The organism is Nitratireductor sp. PBL-C9 (assembly GCF_050877045.1).
GTDB lineage: Bacteria > Pseudomonadota > Alphaproteobacteria > Rhizobiales > Rhizobiaceae > Nitratireductor > Nitratireductor aquimarinus.
In genome coordinates this window covers 334,126-357,514 of record NZ_JBPAXW010000001.1, presented here as the reverse complement: position 1 = coordinate 357,514, position 23,389 = coordinate 334,126, and the positions used below count along the sequence as shown (strand labels likewise).

The following is a 23,389-nucleotide window of genomic DNA, read 5'->3' as shown; positions in this document are numbered from 1 at the left end:
ATCGGCCCGGAAAGCAGGCCCGCAGGGCATGGGGAAGAACCCCATGCCCGTCGCGGTTCGCAATCTCACAAAGCACTGGCCGGGCGCGGAGCGTCCGGTTTTCTCCAGTCTCGATATCGACTGCCCGGCGGGCGGCATCACGATCATCGTCGGCCCCTCGGGCTGCGGAAAAACGACACTGCTGCGTTGCCTGAGCGGGCTTGAAACGCCCACATCGGGCAGCATTCTGTTCGGTAAGCAGGATGTCACGCAGGTGGATTCCCAGCATCGCGGCGTGGCCATGGTGTTCCAGAACTATGCGCTCTACCCGACCAAGACGGTGTTAGAGAACATCGCTTTTCCGCTGCGCATGGCGCGGCTTGATGCGCAGAGCATTCGCACGCGGGTCAGGGCCGCAGCCGCATTGACGCGCATGGAGCCATATCTTGACCGCTACCCGGCGCAGCTTTCCGGCGGCCAGCGGCAGCGTGTCGGCATTGCGCGCGCCATCGTGCGCGGCCCGGCGGTTCTGCTGATGGATGAGCCGCTGTCCAATCTGGACACCAAGCTGCGGATCGAGATGCGGGCGGAACTGGGCGCGTTGCAGCGCCAAATCGGCTCCACCACCGTCTATGTGACCCACGACCAGACGGAAGCGCTTGCGCTTGCCGACCATCTGATCGTCATGCGCGATGGCCGCATTGAGCAGCAGGGCGCGCCAGAAGACATTTTCACGAGCCCAGCAAACACCTTTGTCGCTGATTTTCTTGGCTCCATGAACCTTGTCGATGTGACGCGTTCCGAAGACAGGGTGTTCGTCACATCGGGCGCGGTGCGGCTGGACGGGCTGCCGAAGGCCCCGCTCTCGCCAATGTTCCGCCTGGGCTTCCGCGCCGAAGACGTGCAACTGGGACCGGTGGACGGCGAGAAGGCCACATTGCCGGTCACCGTCAGGCGTTCGGAACTGATGGGCTCGGAACGCCTCGTTCATATGGAATGCGGCGGGCTTGCGCTGCGCGCCCGGCTGAAAGAAGTGGTGCGGCCGGACGATCGGCTCGAACTCCACATTCCGGCCGGGGCGCTTCACTATTTCGATGAGACAGGAAAACGCGTGGCGGGTGCAGTATGAAAAACAACCACGTGATCTGGGACTGGAATGGCACTCTGCTGGACGATTTTGCCATCACGGCGCAAATCACCGCCGATGCCCTTGCAGAGCTTGGGCGGCCGGGCGTGACGCCCGAAATGGTGCGGGAGCATTACCGGCGTCCGCTGTCGGAGTATTTCAGTGCGCTTCTGGGGCGGACTGCGCGTCCAGACGAGCTTCGCCATCTTGGCGAGGCTTATGAGCGCAATTACGATCCGGCGATGCACGGACTTCCGCTCGCCATCGATGCGCTGGACGCGCTCTCCACACTGGCAGAACGCGCCAACCAGTCGCTTCTGTCCATGGCGCCGCATGGCCAGATCGAACAACTGATCGAGCATCACGGCCTTGGGAGCCATTTCACGCTGGTGCAGGGGTTTACGGGAACCGGACACCCGACCAAGCGGGAGAGCCTTGAACGTCATTGCGAGACGCTTGATGTGAACCCGCGAGCGTGCTGGCTGATCGGCGACACGGTTGACGACTTCGCGGCGGCTGCGCCGCTCGGCGTCAGGACCGCGCTGGTGACGACCGGCATGCAGGGGCGGGATGCGCTGCTTGCAACGGGCGCGCCCGTTTTCGACAATCTGGCGGACGCCGCCGAACATATTCTGAATACCTGAAAAGAGAACGAGTTTCATGCCGCATAGCAAACTGATCGCTGACCTCGAGGCCGCCTTCGAGGCGCATGACGACAGCAGCGACAACAGCCACGACATCAACCATGCGCGCCGCGTGATGCGTTCTGCTCTTGAGATCGCTGCGGGGGAAGGCGGCGGCAATCAGCGCGTGATCATCGCCGCAGCCTATCTCCATGACTGGATCAACCTGCCGAAGAACCACCCGGATCGCGCGCGGGCCTCCACCCTGTCAGCCGAGGCCGCGCGCCCCATTCTCAAATCACTGGGCTTTGACGAGGCTGAACGCGAGGCTGCATGTCACGCCATCGTGGCGCACAGTTTCTCGGCGGGCATTGCGCCGGAAACGCTGGAAGCGAAGGCGCTGCAGGATGCAGACCGTCTCGAGGCGCTGGGGGCCATCGGCCTTGCGCGCACCTTCGCCATTTCCGGCCAGCTCGGCTCCAGCCTGTTCGACGGAGAAGACCCCTTTGCCGTCAATCGCCCGCTCGATGACAAGCGCTACTCGGTGGATCATTTCGAGGTGAAGCTGCTGCGCCTTCCCGAGACGATGCAGACCTCCATGGGGCGTCAGCTCGCGGACCGGCGCGCCGATGTGCTGCGCCGTTTTCTGGCGGATCTGGCCGAGGAACTCGGCGCTGCCCTTCCTCAGGGCGCAAGGGGCTAGTCTGCGTTCGCGCGGCCGGAAGGCCGCAATCCCGGGCGTCGCGGAGTTCTGCGGCGCTCAAAACATGTTCATCCACTTCCAAATGCTCAGAGTGTGGAAATCCAACACGCATTGGTTGAAATTCAAATTCGCCTTGTCGGATGGCGGATAAGCGAATATTTCTCCAGTCGAGTTCGCTTCGATACTGCTTTTCCGGGGCAGGTCTACTGAATTCTCTTTCTCGATGAGGGACGATGCCGCGCCAGCGTGTGCGGGGTCTTTCATCGTCAATGCTTTGAGTAAAACGGCGACGCGGTTTTTGCGTCGGAGGAAATGAAAAGGGATGAATTTTTGAGTACGGTTGACGAAAAACTTGAGCCTATTCTTGCAGACGTATTACGCCGTAGCGCAGGAGAAACGGAATTTCACCAGGCAGTGGTGGAAGTTCTCCAGAGCATTGGCCGGGTGATCGCGAAACACCCGGAATATGCCGACAACGCGCTGATCGAGCGCATCTGCGAACCGGAACGTCAGATCATTTTCCGCGTTCCATGGGTCGATGATGCCGGCAACGTGCAGATCTCCCGCGGCTTCCGGGTTCAGTTCAACTCCGCACTCGGCCCCTACAAGGGCGGTATCCGCTTTCATCCCACCGTCAATCTCGGCATCGTCAAGTTTCTTGGCTTCGAGCAGATCTTCAAGAACGCACTGACCGGTCTTCCGATCGGCGGCGGCAAGGGCGGTTCGGACTTCAATCCGCGCGGTCGTTCGGATGCGGAAGTGATGCGCTTCTGCCAGTCCTTTATGACCGAGCTGCACCGTCATATCGGCGAGTACACCGACGTGCCGGCCGGTGACATCGGTGTCGGCGGTCGCGAGATCGGCTATCTGTTCGGCCAGTACAAGCGTCTCACCAACCGCTATGAGGCCGGCGTTCTGACCGGCAAGGCGCTTTCCTATGGCGGCTCGCAGGCGCGCAAGGAAGCGACCGGTTACGGCGCGGCCTATTTCGTCGACCGCATGCTGCGCACCCGCAAGATGGATTTCGAAGGCAAGCGCGTCAGCGTTTCCGGTTCGGGCAATGTGGCCACCTACGCGATGGAAAAGATCATCGAGTTCGGCGGCGTCATCGTATCCTGCTCGGATTCAGGCGGCTACATCGTCGATGAAAACGGCATCGACCTCGATCTGGTCAAGGAGATCAAGCAGAAGCGTCGCGGCCGTATCTCGGAATATGTGAAGCTCAAGGGCGCCGGTGCGCACTTTGTCGAGAAGGGCTCCATCTGGGATGTGCCCTGCGATGTCGCCATGCCTTCGGCCACGCAGAACGAGCTGACCGGCAAGGACGCCCAGACGCTGGTGAAGAACGGCCTCATCGCCGTTGGCGAAGGCGCAAACATGCCGTCGACGCCGGAGGCCGTGCGCGTGTTCCAGGAAGCCGGCATCCTGTTCGCGCCGGGCAAGGCGGCCAATGCAGGCGGCGTCGCCACCTCGGCGCTGGAAATGCAGCAGAACGCATCGCGTGCCAGCTGGACCTTCGAGCGCACGGAAGAGCGCCTGGCCGAGATCATGGCGCATATCCATGACACCTGTGCCGAAACCGCCGATGAATACGGCTCGCCCGGCGACTATGTTCTGGGCGCGAACATCGCCGGTTTTGTGCGCGTTGCAGAAGCCATGGACGCGCTTGGTGTGATCTGACGCCCTCTATCGGCATTCCAGAGAAACGAGCCCGCGCGACCTGTTTCGCGCGGGTTTTTCGTATGGGTTTCCGCTTTTTGGGGCTCAAAATCTGCAAACGGAGGAAAATCGCAGCCGGATCAAGTGCGGATTTTGCTTGAAACTGAAACCTGAATCATTATTCATGTATGTCATGGCAGAACCGAAGACGAAACGCGGCCAGATAAGGCGCGCCAAGATCCTTGCAGCAGCCGAGACGGTCATGGGCGACCAGGGCTTTTCCGCCGCGTCCATTGCCGAGATCACACGGCTGGCGGATACGGCGCTCGGCACATTCTACGTGTATTTCACCAGCAAGGAACAGGTTTTCCGCGAGCTGGTGCTGGAGATGGGGCGGATCACGCGCGCGATCGTAGGTGAGGCGATCAGCGATGCGCCCGACCGTCTGAGCTCTGAGCGGGCGGGGCTCGAAGCCTTTTTACGCTTCGTCGCCGAAAGGCCGCAGCTCTACCGGATCGTTGAGGAGGCGCGGTTCGTCGATCCGGAGGCCTATCGGGACTATTTCTGGCATTTCGGGCAGGCCTACACGCTTGGCCTGCGCGAGGCGCAGAAGCGCGGCGAGATTTCTGCGGGCGATCCGGAGGTGCGGGCCTATGCGCTGATGGGCATCTCCAAGGCGCTCGGAGACCGTTACGTGCTGTGGGAGGAGACACCCGACATCGAGCGGGTGGTTGAGGAGGCGCATAAGATGATCTGTCACGGGCTTGCCCCATGAGTTCGCACGAACCCTCGTTCGTCCGAACTGAAATTCGCAGCGCGCCCGGCGGGTGCGACTGTTTCGTGATCACCCTGGCCGCGCCCCGCGCCAATGCGCTGGAGCCGGATTTTCTGGCCGCAATTGAGGCCGCTCAGGAAGATTTCGAGGATACCGGCCTCCGCCGTGCACTGATCTGCGGCGGGCGCAATTTTTCCACTGGCGGCGATGTCGGCCGGTTTCTGGAAGCGGCCTGCGACGGGCAGGCGGTGGCCTATGCCGAGCGGGTCGTGCCGCTTTTACAGCGCTGCGTGCTGCGGATGATCGGCCAGAAGGCCATTGTCGCTCTGGCTGGCCGGGGTGCGATTACCGGCGGATCCGCCGGTTTCCTGTTTGCTTCCGACCTTGCCGTTCTGGCTCCGGATGCATTCGTGCAGCCCTATTACGGGGTGATGGGCTTTGCGCCTGATGGCGGCTGGACGGCCACGCTGCCGGAGCGGATCGGCGCGGGTGCCGCACAGGACTGGCTCCTGAACGACCGGCGGTTTGGAGCGGAGGAACTCATGGCGCGCGGGCTCGCCTGCGCCGTCGACCCTGATCCCGAAAATGCTGCGCTCGCCCGGCTGGCCGCGCTCGACATCGATATGGCGCTTGCCGGCAAGGCGCTCATCTGGGATGCCGCAAGACGGGCGCAGGTGGAGGCGCGGCTTGCAGCAGAGACCGAAGCCTTTCGCGCCCTGATCCCGCTTGAGGCGACACGGGCGAAGATGGCGGCATTTCTTGGCAAGGAGGCTTGAGATGTTCGAGACCGTTCCCGACATGGCCTGCAAACGGGCCGAGATTTCACCCGATGCACTGGCCTTTCGCGATGCCGAAACAGGCCGCGCGTGGACCTTTTCCGATGTGAATGCCGCAGCCGATGGCATTGCCGAGGGGCTGCGCCGGGCCGGATTGGGCGAGGGCGACCGGCTGGCGATCCTCTGTCTGAACCGGGTGGAGTTCTTCCTCACGCTGTTCGCCTGCCAGAAGACAGGCATCATCCTGTGTCCGCTGAACTGGCGGCAGCCGGCACCCGAACTGGTTGAAACGCTGGAGCCGGTGAATGCAAAGGCCATCCTGCATGATGCGATGCATGCCGGTCTGGCGGCCGATGTGGCCGCGAAGATCGGCGCGTCGTCGTTCGGTTTCGACGATGCGCTTCATGGCTGGATCGCGCAGGGTGGTCCGGCGCTGCGCGCGGCGGTGCCCGCGACGCGCCCCTGGTATCTCCTGTTCACATCGGGCACGACCGGGCGGCCCAAGGCGGTGATCCAGACTGCGCGCATGGCCTGGGCGAATGCGATTAATATCGGGCAGGCCATCGGCCTTACGGCAGAGGATCGTTCGGTGAACTTCCTGCCGCTGTTCCACACGGCCGGGATCAATCTCTACACGCTGCCGGTCTTCCTGAACGGCGCAAGCTCGACTGTGCTGCCGAAATTCGATGCCGAAAGGCTGCTCGCCATGCTGCGCGCGGGCGAGCTGACACAGGTATTCGGCGTGCCGGCCATCTATCAGGCGCTGTCGCTCATGCCGGGCATCGAAGACGTCGACTGGACCGCCATTCGCTGCGGTTGCGGCGGCGCGCCGCTGCCGGAACCGCTGATCCGCTTCTTCGCCGAACGTGGCGCCTATGTGCTGAACGGTTTCGGCATGACGGAAACCGGGCCCACCGTGTTCCTGATGGATGCCGCCCGCGCTGCCGAGAAGATCGGCTCGGTGGGGCGGGCGCAGATGATGACGGATGTGCGCCTTGCAGGCGTACCCGATGGCGCGCCCGGTTCCGGGGAGATCCAGTTGCGCGGTCCCAACATCACGCCGGGCTATTTCGAGAACCCGGAAGCGACCGAAAAGACTTTCACGCCCGATGGCTGGCTGCATACCGGCGATGTGGGGCGGCGCGACGCGGATGGCTATTACTTCATCGTTGACCGGATCAAGGACATGTTCGTCTCCGGTGGCGAAAACGTCTATCCCGCCGAGGTCGAGCGTGCGCTCAACGCGCATCCCGCCGTGCTGGAGGTGGCCGTTGTGGGCTGCGCGGACGAAAAATGGGGTGAGGTGGGCGTCGCCTTTCTGGTTCTGCGCCCCGACGCCGAGCTTGATGTCGAGACGCTGCGGCCGTGGTGCCGCGAAAGGCTCGCCGGTTACAAGGTGCCGGTGCGCTTCTGCGTGCTGGAGGATTTTCCACGCACTGCCGCCGGCAAGGTGCGCAAACCCGATCTCAGAGAGTTTTTGACCGATGCTTGACCTGTCCGCCCGCTGGTTGCCCAGCCAGGAGGAGTTCGACGCCTTTGCTGCGGTGTCGGGTGACGACAACGCGATCCATGTGGACCCCGAATTCTCGGCCCGCACCAGCTTTGGCCGCACCGTCAGCCACGGCATGCTGATCTATTCCAAGCTCTGGGGCCTGTTGCAGAAGGCTGAGCCCGGCGCCCGCCAGGTCAGCCAGACAATGATGTTTCCCAACCCCGCCTTTGCCGGTGAGGAGGTTGCGCTGACGGTTCGTGAAACCGCGCCGGGAACGCTTGAAATGAAGGCGGTGCGGGTTGCAGACGCCGCAGAACTGCTTGTCGGGGAGGCAAGGATCGCATGATGGAGACCGGACAGAGCGCCACCGTGCGCCGCACCTATTCCGCTGCCGATCTTTCGGCCTATGCAGCGCTTTCCGGCGCGGCCCCGGAAAGCCAGGTGCCAGAACCGCTGATCGCGGCGCTGTTTTCCTATCTTCTGGGCGTAAAGCTTCCGGGCTCGGGCACCAACTATCTCAAGCAGGAACTGGCTTTCAAGGCACCGGCGCCGCTCGACACCGAACTGACGGCGACAGTCGAGATCACCCGTCTTCGGCCGGAAAAGCATCTGGTCGATCTATGGGCGCGCTGCACCGCACCTGATGGCACGGTGATCTGCGAGGGCCGTTCGCTGGTCAAGGCAAAGGATGTCGGGGCCTGACGGTTCAGGCGTTGAGGCCTGCGGCGAAATCGATAATCGCCTGCGCGAAGGCCTCTTCTTCTTCCAGATGTGGGGAGTGGCCCGAGGCTGCGAAGACATGGCGCTTCGCGTTCGGGGCCGTCTGCGCAATCCAGTCGGAGGCCGAGGCCGGGTAGACCCGGCTTTTTGCGCCTGAGCAGACGAGCCATGGCAGGTTTACATCGGGCGCCAGTGCGCGCGCATCCATGGCCACGAGATCATCCCACATGGTGCGCATCTTCTCCGGATCCTGACTGAGGATCACGCTGCGCGCGTCTTCACGCGAAAAGCCGGGTGCGCCTTCGGGTGTGGCAAACATGGTGGCGGCGATGCCGTGCGTTGCGCCATCCCAGTCGGTGAGGAAGCGCCGGGTCGACTGTACCACGCTCTCAGCCGTCTGCCCTTTCAGGCCGTGCGGCCAGTCCGCAGCCGGCACGATGTGTGTGCTCATGTCGACGGTGACCAGCCCGCCGATCCCGGCGCTGCCATGGCGTGCGAGATAGCGCCAGGCGGCGGCTGCCCCCATCGACCAGCCCACCACCAGCGGTTTCCTGTCTGGCAGGGCGTTGAGCACCTCGCCGATCATCTCCGCGCAGGCATTAAGCGTCGGCGGCAGGTGGGCGGCTGCGGCATGGCCGGGCATGTCGGGCGCATGGCAGTCGAAATCCGGGCCGATGCGGGCGATCAGCCGGTCGAACACGGCCCCGCGCATCGTCCAGCCATGCAGAAACAGGATGGAGCGCGTCACGTTCAGCGTCCGGCCCGCAGCCTGCCGACAATGCCGGTGGGGAAGAAGTAGACGCTGAGAATGAAGAGGATGCCGAGCCACAGAAGCCAGCGGTCGGGGTCCAGCAGTTGCGGCAGAAGCGGCACGCCGCCCGTTGCTTCAGAGGCCGCGCCCATCAGCGTCTGCAGATAGTTTTGCGCCAGCACGAAGATGGTCGCCCCGATGACCGCACCATACATGGTGCCCATACCGCCGATCACCACCATCAGGAGAATGTCGAGCATGATCTCGAAGGAGAGCGTCGTGTCGGGGCCGACATAGCGCAGCCAGATCGCAAACAGGCTGCCGGCCACGGCTGCCGTCGCGGCGGAAAGGCATGTGGCGATGGTGCGGTACCAGACAACGTTGTAGCCGATGGATTCTGCGCGGAAATCATTCTCGCGAATTGCCTTGAGCACGCGCCCGAAGGGCGAGTTGACGACCCGCAGCATCAGGAGGAAGAGCCCCAGAGACGCGAAGAAGACGAGATAGTAGTTGAGCACCTTGCCATTGATGCGCACGCCGAACAGTTCGCCCAGCCGGAAGGCCGGTGTCAGGTCGCGCGGGATCATGTAGTTCAGGCCGTCTTCGCCGCCCGTCACACCGGACATCTGCGACACCAGAACCGCCACAGCCGAGGCAACGGCGAGCGTGATCATGGCGAAGAAGATCGCCCGAACCCGCAGCGAGAACATGGCGATCACAAGCGCCAGAAGGGCGGCCGCCAGGGCTCCAAGAACGGTGCCGGTCAGGAGCGCGTCATAGCCGCGCCCCATATGGATGGAGGCGAGCGCCACGCCGTAAGCGCCAAGCCCGAAGAACATCGTATGGGCAAAGCTCACAATGCCGGTATAGCCCAGAAGCAGGTCGTAGCTCGCCACAAGCACGATGAAGATGCAGATGCGCGCCGCCGTTTCCAGAGACCGCACGCCGGGAAACAGGAACGGGGCAAGCGCCAGCGCGACGAGGATCGCCAGAAGGATCAGGGTCAGCGCCAGCGAGCGGGGTTTGTCACCGGAGAGAAGCTTGACGAGCATCTTATTTGGCCTTCACGACGGGCAGCATGCCTTGCGGCCGCCACATGAGGATTGCGGTCATCAGCGCGATGTTCGACACCAGCGCCAGCTTGGGCTCGAGAAAGGCGACATAGTTCTGCAGGAGACCCACCAGAAGCGCACCGATGAAGGCACCTTCCACTGAGCCCAGCCCGCCGATGATCACCACGATGAAGACGAGGATCATCAGTTCTTCGCCCATGCTGGCGGTGATGACTTCCTGATAGAGGCCCCACATCACGCCGCCGAGACCGGCAAGCGCCGAACCGGCGATGAAAACGCCGATGAAGACGCGGCTCAGGCGATAACCCAGCGCCTCGACCATCTCGCCATTCTCGACGCCGGCGCGCACGATCAGGCCGATCTTGGTGCGGCGGAACACGAGCCGCATGGCGACGAAGAGGCCAAGCCCCACGGCCACGGCCAGGATGCGGTATTTCTCGAGCGCGGCGCCCCAGAAGGTGAAAGCGCCCTTCAGCGTTTCGGGACGGGAGAAGAAGATTTCTTCCGGTCCCCAGACAACGGCGATGAGCTGTTCGATCACGATCAGCCCGCCGACGGTGACGAGGATCTGCTTGAGATGCGCGCCATAGACGGGGCGCACGATGACCTTTTCGAAGGCCCAGCCGAGACCGCCGGTCACGATCATGGCGGCGATCACGGCCAGAAGCACGACCAGAAGGTTGAGCAGGAGCGAAGGCGCGCCGGCCCAGCCGCCAAGCGCCAGAAGCACGGAAATGCCGACGAAAGCGCCGACCGAGATGAACGCGCCATGGCCGAAATTGATGACATCCATCAAGCCGAACACGAGCGTCAGGCCCGAAGCGATGATGAAGATCATCATGCCCATGGCGAGGCCCGATACGGTGAGCGTCAGCCAGCTCGACGGATTGCCGATGGCGGCAAGCCCGACCAGAACCAGAACGGGCACCAGAAGAAGCGGTGTGGCTTTCGCCAGCCGTTCCGACAGCGGAATGTCGGCGAAGGTGGGTTTGTGGGTCGGTGCAATGGTCATGTGCGGGCCTCGCAGGATCGAAGCGGTTTCTTCGCGGCGCAGGACGGCTGTTTCAGCCGCTGCCGGAAACGGGCGGGCAGTTGCGAGAGAACGGTCTTCATTGCATTTCCATGCTCAGGCCCATCAGGCGTTCCTGAAGGGTCGCGTCGTTGGCCAGTTCCGCCATGCTGCCGGTCCACACGATGCGGCCGTCATCCATCACCGCTGCGTGGTCGCCCAGCGCCTTTGCGACGGCGAAATTCTGTTCCACCATCAGGATCGAGGCGCCCTGCGCCTTCAGTTCGCGCAGCGCTCCGACCATGGTTGAAATGATGGCGGGGGCGAGGCCCTTGGTCGGCTCATCGATGAGATAGAGCGTGCGGCGTTCCGCCATGGCGCGGGCGATCGACAGCATCTGTTTCTGGCCGCCGGAGAGATTGCCCGCCGCCGCGTTCCAGAAGGTGCGCAGCGGCGGAAAGACGGAAAACAGCCAATCGCGCCGGGCCGCATCGAGCGGGCCGCTGATGGCGGCGAGGATCATGTTTTCTTCCACCGTCAAATCGGCGAAGATGCCCATGTCTTCCGGCACGAAGCCTATGCCCGCGCGGGCGCGGTCGGGCACCGGCAGGCGGGTGATGTCGTTTCCGTCGAAAGTGATGGAGCCGGCCCGCGCCTGCCAGTGGCCGATGATTGTGCGCAGCGTGGTCGTCTTGCCCACGCCGTTGCGCCCCAGAAGCATCGTCACCGAGCCGCGCGGCACGTCCAGATCGACCTTCTTCAGGATGTGATACTGGGCGATGTCGGTTTCGACGCCCTTCAGTTTCAGCACGGGCTCAGACATCTTCCAGCTCCCTGCCCATATAGGCTTCCTGCACGATGTCCGAGGCCATCACCTCTGCGGGCGGGCCGTCGGCCACCAGCGCGCCGTTGTGCAGCACGATGATCCGGTCGGCGAGGGTGCGGATCACGTCCATCTTGTGCTCCACCAACAGAATGGTGCGGTTGGTTTCGGCTTTCAGTTCGGCGATGAGATCGAGCACCACGGGCGCTTCGTCCACACTCATGCCGGCGGTGGGTTCATCGAACATGTAGACCATCGGGTCGAGTGCGATCAGCAGCGCCACTTCCAGTTTGCGCTGGTTGCCGTGGCTGAGTTCGGCGGCGGTCTGGTCCTTCCACGGGTCCAGCCGCACCCGTTCGAGGATCGCCATCGCGGCCATGGTGATTTCGCTGTGGCTGTCGGCCATCGAAAAGAGGCTGAAGCCCTTGTTCTGCTTCGCCTGTATCACCAGGCGCACATTTTCCAGAACCGAGAGATCGGGAAACAGGTTGGTGAGCTGGAACGCCCGGCCAATGCCCTTCTTGCAGCGCTCGGCGATGCCCGCGCGGGTGATGTCCTCGCCCATCAGCCGGACCCGGCCGGCCGTGGCCGTGATCTGACCCGAAATCAGGTTGAAATAGGTCGTCTTGCCGGCCCCGTTCGGCCCCACAATGGCGGTGAGCTCTCCGGCATGGAAGCTGCATGTCACGGCGTCCACCGCGACATGGCCGCCAAAGCGCACGGCAAGCCCGTCGGTTTCCAGAAGTGGCTGGGTCATCAGGAAGGTCGCTCTTGGTCGAGAAAGGTGACGGGACGGTTTTCGCCGCCCCGTCCGGGGTCAGCGCATCAGTTGCGGACAGGGATGTTCATGTCCTCGATGCCGATCTCGCGAACGAGAACCGGAACGCCGTAGTCCTTGTCTTCCTGAACCTCGGTGCGGAAGTGATACATGGTCTGCAGCGCCTGATGGTCTTCCGGGCGGAAGCGCATCGTGCCCTTCGGAGTCTCCCACTCCATGCCTTCCATCGCCGTGATCAGCGCTTCGGTGTCTTCAGCGCCACCGGCCTTGCGGATGGCCTCGACGATGGCCATGCCGGCGGACATGCCGCCTGCGGTGAAGAAGTCCGGCGGCGTCCCGTAGCGCTCGAAATGTGTCTTCACGAGCCACTCGTTCACCGGGTTCTGCGGGATCTCGTAGTAGTAATAGGTCGCGCCCTCCATGCCCGGCAGCTCCTTGTGGGCGGTCAGCGCCGCGAGGATATTGCCGCCGGTCGCGATCTCGATGCCGAAGCGCGACGGGTCCATGGCGTTGATCTTGCCCATCGGGTTGCCCCCGCCGGCCCAGATGATGAAGAGCTTCTTCTCACCCTCGATGTCACCCATGGCCTGGAAAATGCGCTCGGCTGCAGCGGTGAAATCGGTGGTGTCGGTGGGCACATATTCCTCATGCGCCACGGTTGCGCCGGTGGCTTCCAGCGCTTCCTTGAACGCCGCCACGCCATCGCGTCCGAACGCGTAATCCTGCGCCAGTGTTGCCACGGTCACGCCTTCACCGCCAAGGGCAACGGCGTTGGAGATGGCGTCCTGCGAGGAGTTGCGCCCGGTGCGGAAGATGTAGCGGTTCCAGTTCTCTCCCGTGATCGAATCCGCCACGGCGGGCTCGACGATCAGCAGCCGCTCATATTCCTGCGCCACTGGCAGCATGGCCAGCGCGACGCCGGAAGACACGGGGCCGACCGCGATATGCGCGTCATCGTCGCCATAGGCCTCGGCCAGAAGCGCCTTGCCGATATCGGGCTTGAGCTGGGTGTCCTTCTCGATGACGACGATTGGCTCGCCGTCGATCTCCATCGTGCCGTCGGTGGCGTATTCGAGGCCCAGCATGAGGCCGTCATGGGATTGCTTGGCATAGGCCTCGAGCGGCCCGGTCTTGCCATAGACATGCGCGATGCGGATTTCCGCCGCCAATGGCGTCGCCGCCAGCGAAGCGGCCAGAGCCAGAGCGATTGTCCGGTACATGAGAATGATCCTCCCGATTTTCTCGTCTGGCAAATATGAAACCTGAATCAATATTCATGTCAAGCGTGAGTTCTGTCACAAACGCGCAATAGCCTCGGGGCTCGGGGAGGGTGGAGGCGGGCGGAATTCAGGGGGATTTTCCGACAGGCAGGCGCTGCAAGCGTTTCAGCTCGGCAGCAGGGAAGGGGTGTGTGCCTAAGGAATGATGGCCCTGAACGGGGAAAAGGACGCACGGATGGCGTCAGCGTGGCAAGGCTCCCTGAGGAGCCCACCCGCTCGGCGTCTGCACTGTGTCTGCCTAGAAGGAAAAGGGTCCGTTCGCGCTTTCCAGCGGGATCGCGGTCCATGCGCCATCGGGTGCGGTGTCGATCACCGCGCAGCCTCTTGGACCGGTCATGAAGCCCACCGGCGCATTCGCGCGGCAATCGAGCGCAAAGGCGCTGCAAGTGGATGGCGCGGCGAGCACTGCGTGCCGTCCGATTCTACCCTGATAGACCCCGTGTACATGCCCGGCCACGATCCGCGCGGTGCCGTCGAATTCGTTGAGAATTTCAGCAAACGCGTCTGCGTTGGCAAGGCCGATGGCGTCCATGAACCGAATGCCGGTTCGCATCGGCGGATGGTGCAGCGCGATCAGCACATCATGCGTGCCGGCGCGCTCCAGTGCGGTCGCAAGAAGCGCAAGGCTCTCGGGACGAAGCAGGCCGCCGCCCTGTCCCTCAACGAGCGTATCGAGCCCGACGACGGGTGTTCCGGCAACATCCACGGACCAGTCGATCAGGCCGCTTTGCGGCATGCCGGCCATGTCGCCGAACGCGGCCCGGAGGTTTTCCCGGTCGTCGTGATTGCCGGGCACGACAAGGACAGGCAGTCCAAGACGGTCAAGCGCGCCACGCGCGGCCACATAGCTCTCCGGGCTGCCGTCGTCGCTCACGTCGCCGGTCACCAGAACCGTATCGAGTGGGCCGATCTGTGGCAGCAGTTCCAAAAGGCGATCAACCGCGTCGCGCAGCAGCGCGCCGGTGTCGAGCACGCCAGAAACAAGCGCGCCCGGCGCGACCAGGTGAAGGTCGGTCAACTGTAGAATTCTTGCCATGACTTATTTGATCCCGGCCCGCAGGAAGGCCTGCACGAACTGACGCTGGAAGACGAGGAAGGCGACCAGAAGCGGCGCAACGGACATCATGGTCGCTGCCGAAATCACCGAGATATCAACACCATTCTCCGGTGCGCCGAAGATCGACAGGCCGACGGTCAGCGGCCGCGTGTCCGCTGAGTTGGTGACGATGAGAGGCCACAGGAAGTTGTTCCAGTGGGTGGAGACGGAAACCAGCGCATAGGCCAGATAGGTGGGGCGTGCGAGCGGCACATAAACGCGCCACAGAATGCCGAGCCATCCACAGCCCTCGACTCGCGCCGCCTCATGCAGTTCGATGGGAACGGACTTGAAGGCCTGACGCATCAGGAAGATGCCGAAGGCGGACGCCATATAGGGCATGCCGACACCGAGTATCGTGTCGAAAAGGCCGATGCGCGAGACCATCGCATAGTTCTCGACGATCAGCACTTCGGGAAGAATGAAGAGCTGCATGAGAACGAGAATGAAGACGAAATCCTTGCCGGGAAACTCGATCTTGGCGAAGGTGAAACCGGCGAGCGTGGTAACGACGAACTGCCCGATCAGCACCAGCGTCACGAGTATGAACGTGTTCAGGAAGTAGCGCAGCCACGGCGCACCCTCCCAGGCGGTGCGGAAATTATCCAGCGTCCAGGGCGCGAACAGGTTCATGTTGACCGCATCGGAGGTCGCATGAAACGCCGCCCAGAAGGCGAAGACCAGCGGCGAGATCCACACCAGTGCGAGCAGCAGCGCGCCGAAGGTTTCGATATGTCGGGAAATCGCGCTCATTGATAGTGGGTCCGCTTGTCGAGATAGCTGAACTTGATCCCGGCCACGATGCCCAGCGCCAGAAGAACGAGGATCGTCATCGCGGCGGCATGGGGCGCGTCGAAGAAGGCGAAGGCCATTTCCCAGATGTAATAGAGGATCAGTTTCGAGGCGTCGTTCGGTCCGCCCTTGGTCAGAATGAACAGGTGATCGATCAGCTTGACCGAGTTAATCAGCGCATTGACCATGATGAAGAGCGTTGTCGGCATCAGGAGGGGCAGTACGATCCGCCGCGTATAGGTCCAGCGGCTTGCGCCCTCGATGTCTGCCGCTTCCTTCAGGTCCGTGGGGATCGTCTGAAGCGCGGCGAGGTAGAAGATCATGAAGAAGCCGGCTTCTTTCCAGATCGTCACGATGATCACCGCCCAGAGTGCGGTTTCAGGCTGTCCGAGCCAGTTCACTGAAGGAAGACCGAAAAGCGAGCCGATCTGGTCCAGCACGCCGAGGCCGGGCGTGTAGAAGAAGAGCCACAGGTTTGCCGCCGCAATCATCGGCAGAACCGTCGGCGTGAAATAGGCGGTGCGCACAAAGCCGCGCGCGGGGATCTTGGAATTCGCCCACAGCGCCATCGCCAGCGCGATTGCGATGGAAATCGGAATGGTGGCGGCGGCATAGATGAGGTTGTTCTTGACCACGACCCAGAAGGTCGGGTCGGCAAACAGGTCGGTGTAGTTCTCGGTTCCGACAAATTCGCTCGGCTGTCGGCGCGTGCCCCGGCTGAAAAGGCTCGACCAGAGCGTCGCCAGCGAAGGATAGAACGCAAAGGTCGTCAGCAGGATCGCAGCTGGCGACAGAAGCAGCCAGCCGTAGATCGCCTGCCGGCGGCGTTCGATGTTGACGTGATGCGCCATGGTCCGGTTTTCCGCCGAGTCTGGTCGCCGGACGCCGGGGCAGGCCCGGCGTCCGGCAGACTGGATTACTGGTAGTCGCGCAGGAGGCGTTCGGCTGCCTGCTGTGCTTCGTCAAGCGCTGCGGCGGGCTCCTTGGATCCGGTGAGCGCTGCCTGAATGGCGTTGTTCAGACCGTCGCGGACGCGGGCCGTCTCGAAGGTGGAGAACTCTGCCACGGCGTTTTCCAGCTGGTTGCGGGCCACGAGCGCCGGCGGGAATTCCGCCGTGTAGGCCTTCAGCGCCTCGGTCTCATAGGCTGCGGGCGAGACGCCCATATAGCCGGTGGCGATGGACCAGGCCGCAGCCTGCTCGGGCGCCGTCATGAACTGGATCAGCTTGAGAGCGGCAGCACGCTCTTCTTCGGACGTATCCTTGAACACGTAGAAATTGCCGCCGCCGGTCGGCGAGCCGGGACGCACATTGGCCGGCAGCTCGGCGACGCCGAAGTCGAATTTCGCGGCATCCTTAACGGCGGTCAGATTGCCGGTGGAGTGCCACATCATCGCGGTCTGGCCTTCAAGGAACGCCTGGCGAAGCGTGCCCCATTCCACCGTGCCCGTGGGCATGATGCCATGTTCTGTGGAGAGCGATTTCCAGAATTCGAGCGTTTCAACGACGGCCGGATCGTCGAAATAGGTGGTCAGGCCGTCATCCGACATGAGCTCCTTGCCATTCTGGATCGCCAGCGCCTGGAACATCCAGTAGGGGTAGCCGGTCGAGGGGATCATCAGGCCGGAAGTGCCGTCCTTTGTCAGGGCCTTGCCCATGCTGACGAGCTCGTCCCAGGTCTTGGGCGGGCTCTCGGGATTAAGGCCTGCCTCGCGGAACTGGTCCTTGTTGTAATAGGCGACAATGGTGGAACGCTGGAACGGGATGCCCCAGGTCTTGCCCTCGATGCGGCCATTCGCCATCAGCGCGGGATAGAAGCCCCCCAGCCAGTCGGCCTCAACACCGTTGATGTCTTCAAACGCGACGATCAGATCTTGCTCGATCAGGTCATAGGCATCGATGGAGAACATCACGGCAAGCTGCGCCGGCTCGCCCGATGCAAGGGCGGAAAGGGCGCGCACGCGGGTGTCGTCATAATTGCCGGAATAGATGGCGTTGACCTTGATGTCCGGGTTCGCCGCTTCGAAATCCGCAACGATGCCGTCAACGACCTCGGTCAGCGCACCGCCGACCGCGATCGGATAATACATGGTGAGTTCGGTCTCGGCCGCCGCCGGCAGCGCAACACTGACGGCCAGCGCCGCCGAAAGTCCCAGTTTCCTAAAGGCGTTCATTTTGCTCCTCCCAGGTTCATGCAGTCTTGCATCTTGCTTTAGGTGTTCGGAGCGCCGTGTGCGCCCCCGATCCGTTGACCGGCTACATCAAAAAAATGCAGATCCTCGTCGGTGAAACTGATCTCCAGTTCCTCGCCCGACGGAATGTGTTTGAGGCCCGGCATGCTGACCGTAAGCCCGCTCGCCGCTTCGTGGCTGAGCCCGATATGGGTTTCCGATCCAAGAAACTCGCATTCCGAAACGCGGCACAGAAGGCGGCCCTTTCCGGGTTCGGCAATGCGCACATTTTCCGCGCGCAGCCCGATGGTCTTCGCATCGGCAAACTGCGGCAGCGCCGAGCGGTCGATCAGCGCCATGGGCGGCGCGCCGACGAATTCGGCAACGAATGTGTTGGCTGGCCGATAATAGAGGTCTTCGGGCGTGCCCACCTGCTGAATGTGCCCGTCCTTCATCAGCACGACCATGTCTGCCATGCTCATGGCTTCGGTCTGGTCATGGGTGACGTAGACGACCGTCATGCCGAGATCGAGCTGAAGCTTTTTGATGTCCTTGCGCACCGAGGCGCGCAATTTCGCATCGAGATTGGAAAGCGGTTCGTCCATGAGGCAGAGCGGCTGTCCCGCCACGATGGCGCGCGCAAGCGCTACGCGCTGCCGCTGACCGCCGGACAGTTCGCCGGGCTTGCGCTCTTCATAGCCGAGCAGTCCCGTGATCTCGAGCGAGCGCTGAAGCATTTCGCGCCGTTTGGCGGCGGGGACCCTGCGCACCTTGAGGCCGAAAATGACATTTTCAGCCACGCTCAGATGCGGGAAGAGGGCGTAGGACTGAAACACCATGGAGAGATTGCGCTCGGAGGGAGCGGCGGTCGTCACGTCCTTCCCGTCGATGCTGATGCGGCCTTCATCGGGCAGTTCGAGGCCGGAGAGCAGGCGCAGCGTCGTGGACTTGCCGCAGCCGGACGGGCCGAGAAGCGCGACGAACGACCCGCGCGGGATCGACAGCGAAATGTGCTCGACGCCGAGCTGGCCATTCCAGCGCTTGGCCACATCCTGAAGCTGGACGAAGGGAGGCAGTGCGGTCATTCAGCGTCCTCTGCGAAAATGATGCGATCCGACAAGGGAGCGATGAGATCGGTGTAGTCTGCGCCAGGCGCCCGGTCCGTCACGATGCGGTCCACATCGGCCAGGTTCCCGCCAAGCGCCGGCGCAAGGCGGCCGAACTTGGTGTGGTCGAGCACGAGCAGTGAAGTCTGCGCATTGCGGAACATCTTCTGGCGCACGCGCACTTCGGCCGGGTGAAACTCCAGAAGTCCCCCGTCATCGGCAACACCGGCCACGCCGAAGACCGCGTATTCCGCGCGAAAACGCCCGAAGAACTCGACCACTTCCTCGCCGATGAAATCGCGGTCGGGCAGGCGCACCTCGCCGCCCGGCAGGATGATGCGGTTCGACACTTCTTCGCTCAGAGCCATGGCGGCGCTCAGATTGTTGGTGATGATGGTCAGCTCACGTCGCCGGACAAGAGCCCGCGCAACGCTGAGCGGCGTCGAGCCGAGTGAAATGAAGACCGTGGATCCATTGGGGATCTCCGCAGCCGCGGCTTCGCCGATTGCGCGTTTTCCCACGATGTTGGTGCCTGCCCGCTGATCGAAAGGCGTGTTGAGGCGATCCGTCGACAGTTCGATGCGGCCATGAACGCGCCTGAGGCCGTTGCCGTCGCAGATATTGTCGAGGTCGCGGCGGATGGTCTGGGTCGAAACGCCGAGCATCTCCGCCAGCGCGCCAACGCTCACGCCTCCGCGTTCCTGAACGACCTGCTGAATCAGGTCGTGACGTCTGATTTTCTTTGACGCCATCCTCTCCCCTCAGTTTGGAAGAGGCTAGATTCAAAAAAACAACAAAGCAACAGAATTAAGCGTTCCAATCCGGAATCGGGTTTGCGTTCGGATGGAGCCGAAAGCCAAGCGTAAGCAGGTATTGCGCGCGTTTCACAGGCTCATGGTCTGCTCTGTGAAAACAACAATCAAGAAGCGTAAATGTTGTTTTGTTGCTTTTTCAAACATCGAGCGCGTACACCACCCCCTCCTGCAAGGGAGGGGGCGACCCGACGGTCTGAACGGAAAATATCACTCCGGCTCGGCGGTCGAAGCGGATTTCTCTTTTAATTTCTTCGCGTTGCCATTGCGTTCGCCGAGGTGATCCTTTGCCGGCGTAAAGCTGATGATGCGGTCATCGATGGAAGGCGTGTTGGCCGCGTCGCTTGCGAAAACCATTGCGCCAGAGGGCTTTACCCACAGGAGAACGATTGCGTCTTCCGAGCGGCTTTCCAGATAGGCGTTGTAGTCGAAGGCCTCGGTCAGCCGGGTCGCCTGGAACGTCCAGCCCTGCCAGTGCCGTTCGCGCAGTGCGCGGAACTCCAGCCCGTCTTTGGTCAACGGACGCCCGCCCAGCGTGAAGTTCAGCGACATGCGTTTTGGCTGATCTCCGCCGCGTCCGAGCTGAAACACGTGAGAACGGCCGAGTTCCGGCGCAAAATCGGTGCAAACGAGAGAATTGTAGGCATCGTTGTCGGTGACGGCGATGAGGTTCGAGAACCGCTTGGGATCGATCGTGTGATGAGCCTCTTCCGACAATATGTCTCCGAAGAATACGGGAATGTCGGCAAGCCGCGCCTCGGCGATGTGGTTCCAGTTCGGATCGGCGATCATCACCGGCACTTCAACGCTTTTGAGCTTCTTGGCGAGATCGATTGCCCAGCGCGGACCGCCAACGATGAGAAGGCCGGGCTTCTCCGAACTCTTGAGCTTTAGAAGCGAGGCGAGGGGGCCGAGCGTGAAGCCGTGCAGAACGATTGTGGTGACAACCACCGCAAAGGTGAAGGCGACCATGCGATCCGCATCGATGATGCCTGCTTCTTCAAGAGCTGCGCCGAACAGGCCTGAAACCGCGACGGCGACCACGCCGCGCGGCGCGATCCAGCTTGTCAGAATGCGCTCGGGCATCGTTGCGCCGGAGCCGGTGGTGGCGATCATGATGGCCAGCGGCCGCACCACGAAGAGAAGCGAGGCAACGAACAGCGCGGCGCGCCAGTCGAGGCTTCGGAAATCCTCGATGGTGAGCGAGGCGGTCAGCAGGATGAAGATGCCCGAGACCAGGAAAACGGTGATGGTTTCCTTGAAACGGCGCATCTCCGCGAGGCTCGCAATGCGGGTGTTTGCAAGCACGATGCCCATCACGGTGACGGTCAGGAGCCCGGCTTCTTCGAGCACCAGATTGGTGAGCGCATAGGCCAGAAGAACGGCGGCCAGCAATATGGGCGCTTTCAGGAATTCGGGCACATAGCCGCGCACGAACGCCCACTGGATCAGCTTGGCGGCGGCAAAGCCGCCGGCGACGGCGACCACGAAGGCCGCAACCACCACATAGGCCAGGCTGCCGCCCTGATGCAGGCCGAGAAAGACGAGAATGACCTCGAAAGCCACCACCGCAAAGAGCGCGCCGATGGGGTCGTTGACGATCGCTTCCCATTTGAGCAGCGAGGCGGGCCGCGAGGCAAGCTGCGCCTGGCGCAGGAGCGGCGTGATGACGGTGGGGCCGGTGACCACGAGAATGGCGCCGAGCACTATGGCTGTCGGCCAGGTGAGGCCGCCGACATAATGAGCGGAGAGGGCGGTCATCACCCATACGAGCGGTCCGGCGATCAGGATGATGCGCCGCACGGCGGTTGAGGTTTCGCTGATTTCCTTGAAGTTCAGCGTCAAACCACCCTCAAACAGGATGATTGCCACGGCGAGCGACACGAGCGGGCGATAGATTTCGCCAAAATCCATTTCCGGGTTGATGAAGCCGGTGGCCGGGCCGGCGACCATGCCCGCGATCAGGAGCAGGACGATGGCCGGCAGGCGGAGCCTCCAGGCAAGCCATTGCGCGCCCATGCCCATGACGCCGATAAGCGCGATCTTCAATCCGATGTCATGCATGCAACATATCCGTTCAAACGTTTCGGCGTTTTGCAATGTGCCGCGTGGGAGCAATTGGGTTCGCGCTTCAGCGGATCATCCAGTTTTCGGGCTACAGAAGCGGGAGCCTGTTGAAAAGACCTGTGGTTGTGAAATCTGCTTGATTGTCGCGCGTGTAGCGGCAAAGCCAGTGTCCATGGACTGCAGGAATGTCACGAAAAACGGCATTCTTCGCGGACGATCAGGGGAGATGACGAATGGCTGAACGCGATTGGGCTGCGGCCGAGAATACTGCTCTTGAAAGGCTCGGAGCTTGGCCGGCCGATGGCCCGGGCGGCGTGGTGCTTGGCATTGAGAACGGAGCGGTTCGGCTGGTTGCGGCGGGGGGGCATGCGGGCGTCGCAGGCGCGCCGCTTGGTCCGGACAGCGTGTTTCGCTGGGCGTCTGTCACCAAGCATGTGTTCGCAGCCTGTCTTATCGAAAGCGGTGTGTTGCCGCTCGACATGACGCTGGGCGAGGCGCTTCCGGAACTCGCGGCGGCCCCGGCATCCGTAACGGTTGCGCAGGCGCTTGCCATGCAGGGCGGCTTGCCCGACCCGCGCGAGAGCTTGACCCTTCTGGGTTTCGGATCGCATACGCGCACCGAGGCCGCGCCGCTTCACCACTGGATGGCCGGTTTTGACTGGTTGAACGCCAGGCCCGGCCATGAGGTCGCTTATTCCAATGGCGGCTACCGTCTTCTGGAAACGGCGCTGGCGCGGCGTGGTTTCGTGTTCTCCGACATGGTGGCGGATCACGCACAAAGGCTGGGTATCGGCATGCGGGCGTCCGAATTCTGGACTGATCCGGCGCCGGGGCTTGTGCCCGGCCATGAACCTGCATCGCCCGGCTGGTCGGAAGGCTTTCAGGGAATGCATCTTTCTGCAGCCGGATCGCTTTCGGGCTCGGCGCGGGATCTGGCGGTCTGGCTGTCGGACCTCATGGCGCGAGACGTTTTTGCGCAGATCGCCCGGCCTCTGCCGCTTGGGTCAGGCGAGGCGACCGGTTACGGGCTTGGCATTGCGCTGACGCAGATCGGCGCGGAGCGCGTGCCGGGCCATGGCGGGGCGCAGGCCGGCTATCGCGCGGGCTTTCTGTGCGCGCCGGAGGAGGGCATCGCGCTCGTGGCCCTGAGCAACCGCGACGATGGCGATGCGACCGGGCTTGCGGCGCGCGTGTGGGCGCGGCTGCGTGGCGTGCCGCAGGCGCAGATGCCGAAACCCGCCGGCGATTGGGCACCGTCCGGTCTCTATGTGGCGGAAGTGGGGGACCTCTGGGCCGAAGTGAAAAAGAACGCCATCGTGGTGCGCGATGCGGAAGAAGCGCTCTTTGCAGGCGATGACGGCCAATTCGTCTCCGCAGCGCCGCATGCGCGCATGCGGCTGGCGTATACGGACGGAGCGCTGAGCGGCGATCTGTTCCATCAGCCCGTCCGGCTGTTGCCGGTGGGCGATTGCGACGAGGAACCGGAGCTGGACGGGCGCTGGATGAGTGACGGCGCGATTGTGACGATCCGGGGCCGAACACTCCATTGGGGTGCAGGACCGCTTCAAACCGAAGCGACCCTCAAGCCGCTTGGCAATGGACGCTGGCTGTTCAACGCGATGGGGCGTCGGATCTGCCTTCAGCGCCTTTCGCCGGATCGGTTCATTCTCTCCTTGGCAAGGGCGCGCGGCGTCGAATATTGCAGGCTCTGAGGCAAGGCCGGAAATGAAAAGACCGCTGCTTCTCTCAGGAGAGATGCAGCGGTCGATCATGCTTTTG

At 62.8% G+C, this 23,389-nt stretch carries 23 protein-coding genes; 10 read left to right on the top strand and 13 right to left on the bottom strand.

Annotated elements, in window-relative coordinates; genetic code table 11:
- Positions 1–43 precede the first annotated feature (43 nt).
- The 9 genes from ACRTG1_RS01670 (at position 44) to ACRTG1_RS01630 (ending at position 7,835) form a co-directional block, all read left to right on the top strand.
- The gene (locus ACRTG1_RS01670) at positions 44–1,108 is read left to right on the top strand and encodes an ABC transporter ATP-binding protein (RefSeq protein ID WP_432515630.1); all 1,065 of its coding nucleotides are present in this window, start codon (positions 44–46) and stop codon (positions 1,106–1,108) included.
- Positions 1,105–1,749, top strand: a complete 645-nt coding sequence (locus ACRTG1_RS01665) for an HAD family hydrolase (protein ID WP_317090131.1) — start codon at positions 1,105–1,107, stop codon at positions 1,747–1,749. Before ACRTG1_RS01670 ends, ACRTG1_RS01665 begins: the two co-directional genes overlap by 4 nt.
- A gap of 16 nt (positions 1,750–1,765) precedes the next feature.
- Positions 1,766–2,431 carry an HD domain-containing protein gene (locus ACRTG1_RS01660; protein WP_206994590.1) on the top strand — a complete coding sequence of 222 codons (666 nt, stop codon included), beginning with the start codon at positions 1,766–1,768 and terminating at the stop codon, positions 2,429–2,431.
- 312 nt (positions 2,432–2,743) lie between these two features.
- Positions 2,744–4,111, top strand: coding sequence for an NADP-specific glutamate dehydrogenase (gene gdhA, locus ACRTG1_RS01655; RefSeq protein ID WP_206544963.1), 1,368 nt, complete (start codon positions 2,744–2,746; stop codon positions 4,109–4,111).
- A 163-nt stretch (positions 4,112–4,274) separates the two neighbouring features.
- Complete coding sequence (locus ACRTG1_RS01650; protein WP_432515629.1) at positions 4,275–4,865, top strand: TetR/AcrR family transcriptional regulator; 591 nt, start codon at positions 4,275–4,277, stop codon at positions 4,863–4,865.
- Positions 4,862–5,641 (top strand): enoyl-CoA hydratase/isomerase family protein, encoded by a 780-nt coding sequence (locus tag ACRTG1_RS01645; RefSeq protein WP_206994589.1) that lies wholly within the window; start codon positions 4,862–4,864, stop codon positions 5,639–5,641. The genes ACRTG1_RS01650 and ACRTG1_RS01645 overlap by 4 nt, the downstream gene beginning before the upstream one ends.
- A gap of 1 nt (position 5,642) precedes the next feature.
- Entirely contained in the window at positions 5,643–7,133 is a 1,491-nt protein-coding gene (locus tag ACRTG1_RS01640) for a class I adenylate-forming enzyme family protein (protein ID WP_432515628.1), read from the top strand.
- Positions 7,126–7,479 carry a MaoC/PaaZ C-terminal domain-containing protein gene (locus ACRTG1_RS01635; RefSeq protein ID WP_206544960.1) on the top strand — a complete coding sequence of 118 codons (354 nt, stop codon included), beginning with the start codon at positions 7,126–7,128 and terminating at the stop codon, positions 7,477–7,479. Before ACRTG1_RS01640 ends, ACRTG1_RS01635 begins: the two co-directional genes overlap by 8 nt.
- Positions 7,476–7,835 (top strand): phosphate acetyltransferase, encoded by a 360-nt coding sequence (locus tag ACRTG1_RS01630; protein WP_113156783.1) that lies wholly within the window; start codon positions 7,476–7,478, stop codon positions 7,833–7,835. Before ACRTG1_RS01635 ends, ACRTG1_RS01630 begins: the two co-directional genes overlap by 4 nt.
- A 4-nt stretch (positions 7,836–7,839) precedes the next feature.
- On the opposite strand, the gene ACRTG1_RS01625 is transcribed toward ACRTG1_RS01630, so the two are convergent.
- The 13 genes from ACRTG1_RS01625 to ACRTG1_RS01565 all read right to left on the bottom strand — a co-directional run bounded on the left by ACRTG1_RS01625 (position 7,840) and on the right by ACRTG1_RS01565 (position 21,607).
- On the bottom strand, positions 7,840–8,601 hold the full coding sequence (locus ACRTG1_RS01625; RefSeq protein ID WP_432515627.1) for an alpha/beta fold hydrolase: 762 nt from the start codon (positions 8,599–8,601) through the stop codon (positions 7,840–7,842).
- 2 nt (positions 8,602–8,603) lie between these two features.
- Positions 8,604–9,656: a branched-chain amino acid ABC transporter permease gene (locus ACRTG1_RS01620; protein WP_432515626.1), complete on the bottom strand. Its 1,053-nt coding sequence runs from the start codon at positions 9,654–9,656 to the stop codon at positions 8,604–8,606.
- A 1-nt stretch (position 9,657) separates the two neighbouring features.
- The gene (locus tag ACRTG1_RS01615) at positions 9,658–10,689 is read right to left on the bottom strand and encodes a branched-chain amino acid ABC transporter permease (RefSeq protein ID WP_113156786.1); all 1,032 of its coding nucleotides are present in this window, start codon (positions 10,687–10,689) and stop codon (positions 9,658–9,660) included.
- Positions 10,690–10,786: 97 nt separating this feature from the next.
- Positions 10,787–11,509, bottom strand: a complete 723-nt coding sequence (locus tag ACRTG1_RS01610; RefSeq protein WP_206544957.1) for an ABC transporter ATP-binding protein — start codon at positions 11,507–11,509, stop codon at positions 10,787–10,789.
- On the bottom strand, positions 11,502–12,266 hold the full coding sequence (locus tag ACRTG1_RS01605; protein ID WP_113156788.1) for an ABC transporter ATP-binding protein: 765 nt from the start codon (positions 12,264–12,266) through the stop codon (positions 11,502–11,504). Before ACRTG1_RS01605 ends, ACRTG1_RS01610 begins: the two co-directional genes overlap by 8 nt.
- Before the next feature lie 68 nt (positions 12,267–12,334).
- Positions 12,335–13,507, bottom strand: coding sequence for a substrate-binding domain-containing protein (locus ACRTG1_RS01600; RefSeq protein WP_206552873.1), 1,173 nt, complete (start codon positions 13,505–13,507; stop codon positions 12,335–12,337).
- Between the two features lie 298 nt (positions 13,508–13,805).
- Positions 13,806–14,603: a phosphodiesterase gene (locus ACRTG1_RS01595; RefSeq protein ID WP_432515625.1), complete on the bottom strand. Its 798-nt coding sequence runs from the start codon at positions 14,601–14,603 to the stop codon at positions 13,806–13,808.
- Between the two features lie 3 nt (positions 14,604–14,606).
- A complete protein-coding gene (locus ACRTG1_RS01590; RefSeq protein WP_432515624.1) occupies positions 14,607–15,416 on the bottom strand; it encodes a carbohydrate ABC transporter permease in 810 nt (269 codons plus the stop codon).
- On the bottom strand, positions 15,413–16,306 hold the full coding sequence (locus tag ACRTG1_RS01585) for a carbohydrate ABC transporter permease (protein WP_432515623.1): 894 nt from the start codon (positions 16,304–16,306) through the stop codon (positions 15,413–15,415). The genes ACRTG1_RS01590 and ACRTG1_RS01585 overlap by 4 nt, the downstream gene beginning before the upstream one ends.
- Positions 16,307–16,371: 65 nt before the next feature.
- On the bottom strand, positions 16,372–17,628 hold the full coding sequence (locus ACRTG1_RS01580) for an ABC transporter substrate-binding protein (RefSeq protein ID WP_432515622.1): 1,257 nt from the start codon (positions 17,626–17,628) through the stop codon (positions 16,372–16,374).
- A 38-nt stretch (positions 17,629–17,666) separates the two neighbouring features.
- Positions 17,667–18,710, bottom strand: coding sequence for an ABC transporter ATP-binding protein (locus ACRTG1_RS01575; RefSeq protein WP_432515621.1), 1,044 nt, complete (start codon positions 18,708–18,710; stop codon positions 17,667–17,669).
- Positions 18,707–19,483, bottom strand: a complete 777-nt coding sequence (locus tag ACRTG1_RS01570) for a DeoR/GlpR family DNA-binding transcription regulator (protein ID WP_113156795.1) — start codon at positions 19,481–19,483, stop codon at positions 18,707–18,709. Before ACRTG1_RS01570 ends, ACRTG1_RS01575 begins: the two co-directional genes overlap by 4 nt.
- A gap of 270 nt (positions 19,484–19,753) precedes the next feature.
- Entirely contained in the window at positions 19,754–21,607 is a 1,854-nt protein-coding gene (locus ACRTG1_RS01565) for a cation:proton antiporter (protein WP_432515620.1), read from the bottom strand.
- 236 nt (positions 21,608–21,843) lie between these two features.
- Between ACRTG1_RS01565 and ACRTG1_RS01560 the strand changes: the two genes are divergently transcribed.
- A complete protein-coding gene (locus ACRTG1_RS01560; protein ID WP_432515619.1) occupies positions 21,844–23,322 on the top strand; it encodes a serine hydrolase domain-containing protein in 1,479 nt (492 codons plus the stop codon).
- Positions 23,323–23,389: the final 67 nt, after the last annotated feature.

Coding starts and splice junctions, on each gene's coding strand:
- ACRTG1_RS01670 (WP_432515630.1), top strand. CDS start 44: ATGCCCGTCGCGGTTCGCAATCTCACAAAGCACTGGCCGGGCGCGGAG.
- ACRTG1_RS01665 (WP_317090131.1), top strand. CDS start 1,105: ATGAAAAACAACCACGTGATCTGGGACTGGAATGGCACTCTGCTGGAC.
- ACRTG1_RS01660 (WP_206994590.1), top strand. CDS start 1,766: ATGCCGCATAGCAAACTGATCGCTGACCTCGAGGCCGCCTTCGAGGCG.
- gdhA (WP_206544963.1), top strand. CDS start 2,744: ATGAAAAGGGATGAATTTTTGAGTACGGTTGACGAAAAACTTGAGCCT.
- ACRTG1_RS01650 (WP_432515629.1), top strand. CDS start 4,275: ATGTATGTCATGGCAGAACCGAAGACGAAACGCGGCCAGATAAGGCGC.
- ACRTG1_RS01645 (WP_206994589.1), top strand. CDS start 4,862: ATGAGTTCGCACGAACCCTCGTTCGTCCGAACTGAAATTCGCAGCGCG.
- ACRTG1_RS01640 (WP_432515628.1), top strand. CDS start 5,643: ATGTTCGAGACCGTTCCCGACATGGCCTGCAAACGGGCCGAGATTTCA.
- ACRTG1_RS01635 (WP_206544960.1), top strand. CDS start 7,126: ATGCTTGACCTGTCCGCCCGCTGGTTGCCCAGCCAGGAGGAGTTCGAC.
- ACRTG1_RS01630 (WP_113156783.1), top strand. CDS start 7,476: ATGATGGAGACCGGACAGAGCGCCACCGTGCGCCGCACCTATTCCGCT.
- ACRTG1_RS01620 (WP_432515626.1), bottom strand. CDS start 9,656: ATGCTCGTCAAGCTTCTCTCCGGTGACAAACCCCGCTCGCTGGCGCTG.
- ACRTG1_RS01615 (WP_113156786.1), bottom strand. CDS start 10,689: ATGACCATTGCACCGACCCACAAACCCACCTTCGCCGACATTCCGCTG.
- ACRTG1_RS01610 (WP_206544957.1), bottom strand. CDS start 11,509: ATGTCTGAGCCCGTGCTGAAACTGAAGGGCGTCGAAACCGACATCGCC.
- ACRTG1_RS01605 (WP_113156788.1), bottom strand. CDS start 12,266: ATGACCCAGCCACTTCTGGAAACCGACGGGCTTGCCGTGCGCTTTGGC.
- ACRTG1_RS01600 (WP_206552873.1), bottom strand. CDS start 13,507: ATGTACCGGACAATCGCTCTGGCTCTGGCCGCTTCGCTGGCGGCGACG.
- ACRTG1_RS01595 (WP_432515625.1), bottom strand. CDS start 14,603: ATGGCAAGAATTCTACAGTTGACCGACCTTCACCTGGTCGCGCCGGGC.
- ACRTG1_RS01590 (WP_432515624.1), bottom strand. CDS start 15,416: ATGAGCGCGATTTCCCGACATATCGAAACCTTCGGCGCGCTGCTGCTC.
- ACRTG1_RS01585 (WP_432515623.1), bottom strand. CDS start 16,306: ATGGCGCATCACGTCAACATCGAACGCCGCCGGCAGGCGATCTACGGC.
- ACRTG1_RS01580 (WP_432515622.1), bottom strand. CDS start 17,628: ATGAACGCCTTTAGGAAACTGGGACTTTCGGCGGCGCTGGCCGTCAGT.
- ACRTG1_RS01575 (WP_432515621.1), bottom strand. CDS start 18,710: ATGACCGCACTGCCTCCCTTCGTCCAGCTTCAGGATGTGGCCAAGCGC.
- ACRTG1_RS01570 (WP_113156795.1), bottom strand. CDS start 19,483: ATGGCGTCAAAGAAAATCAGACGTCACGACCTGATTCAGCAGGTCGTT.
- ACRTG1_RS01565 (WP_432515620.1), bottom strand. CDS start 21,607: ATGCATGACATCGGATTGAAGATCGCGCTTATCGGCGTCATGGGCATG.
- ACRTG1_RS01560 (WP_432515619.1), top strand. CDS start 21,844: ATGGCTGAACGCGATTGGGCTGCGGCCGAGAATACTGCTCTTGAAAGG.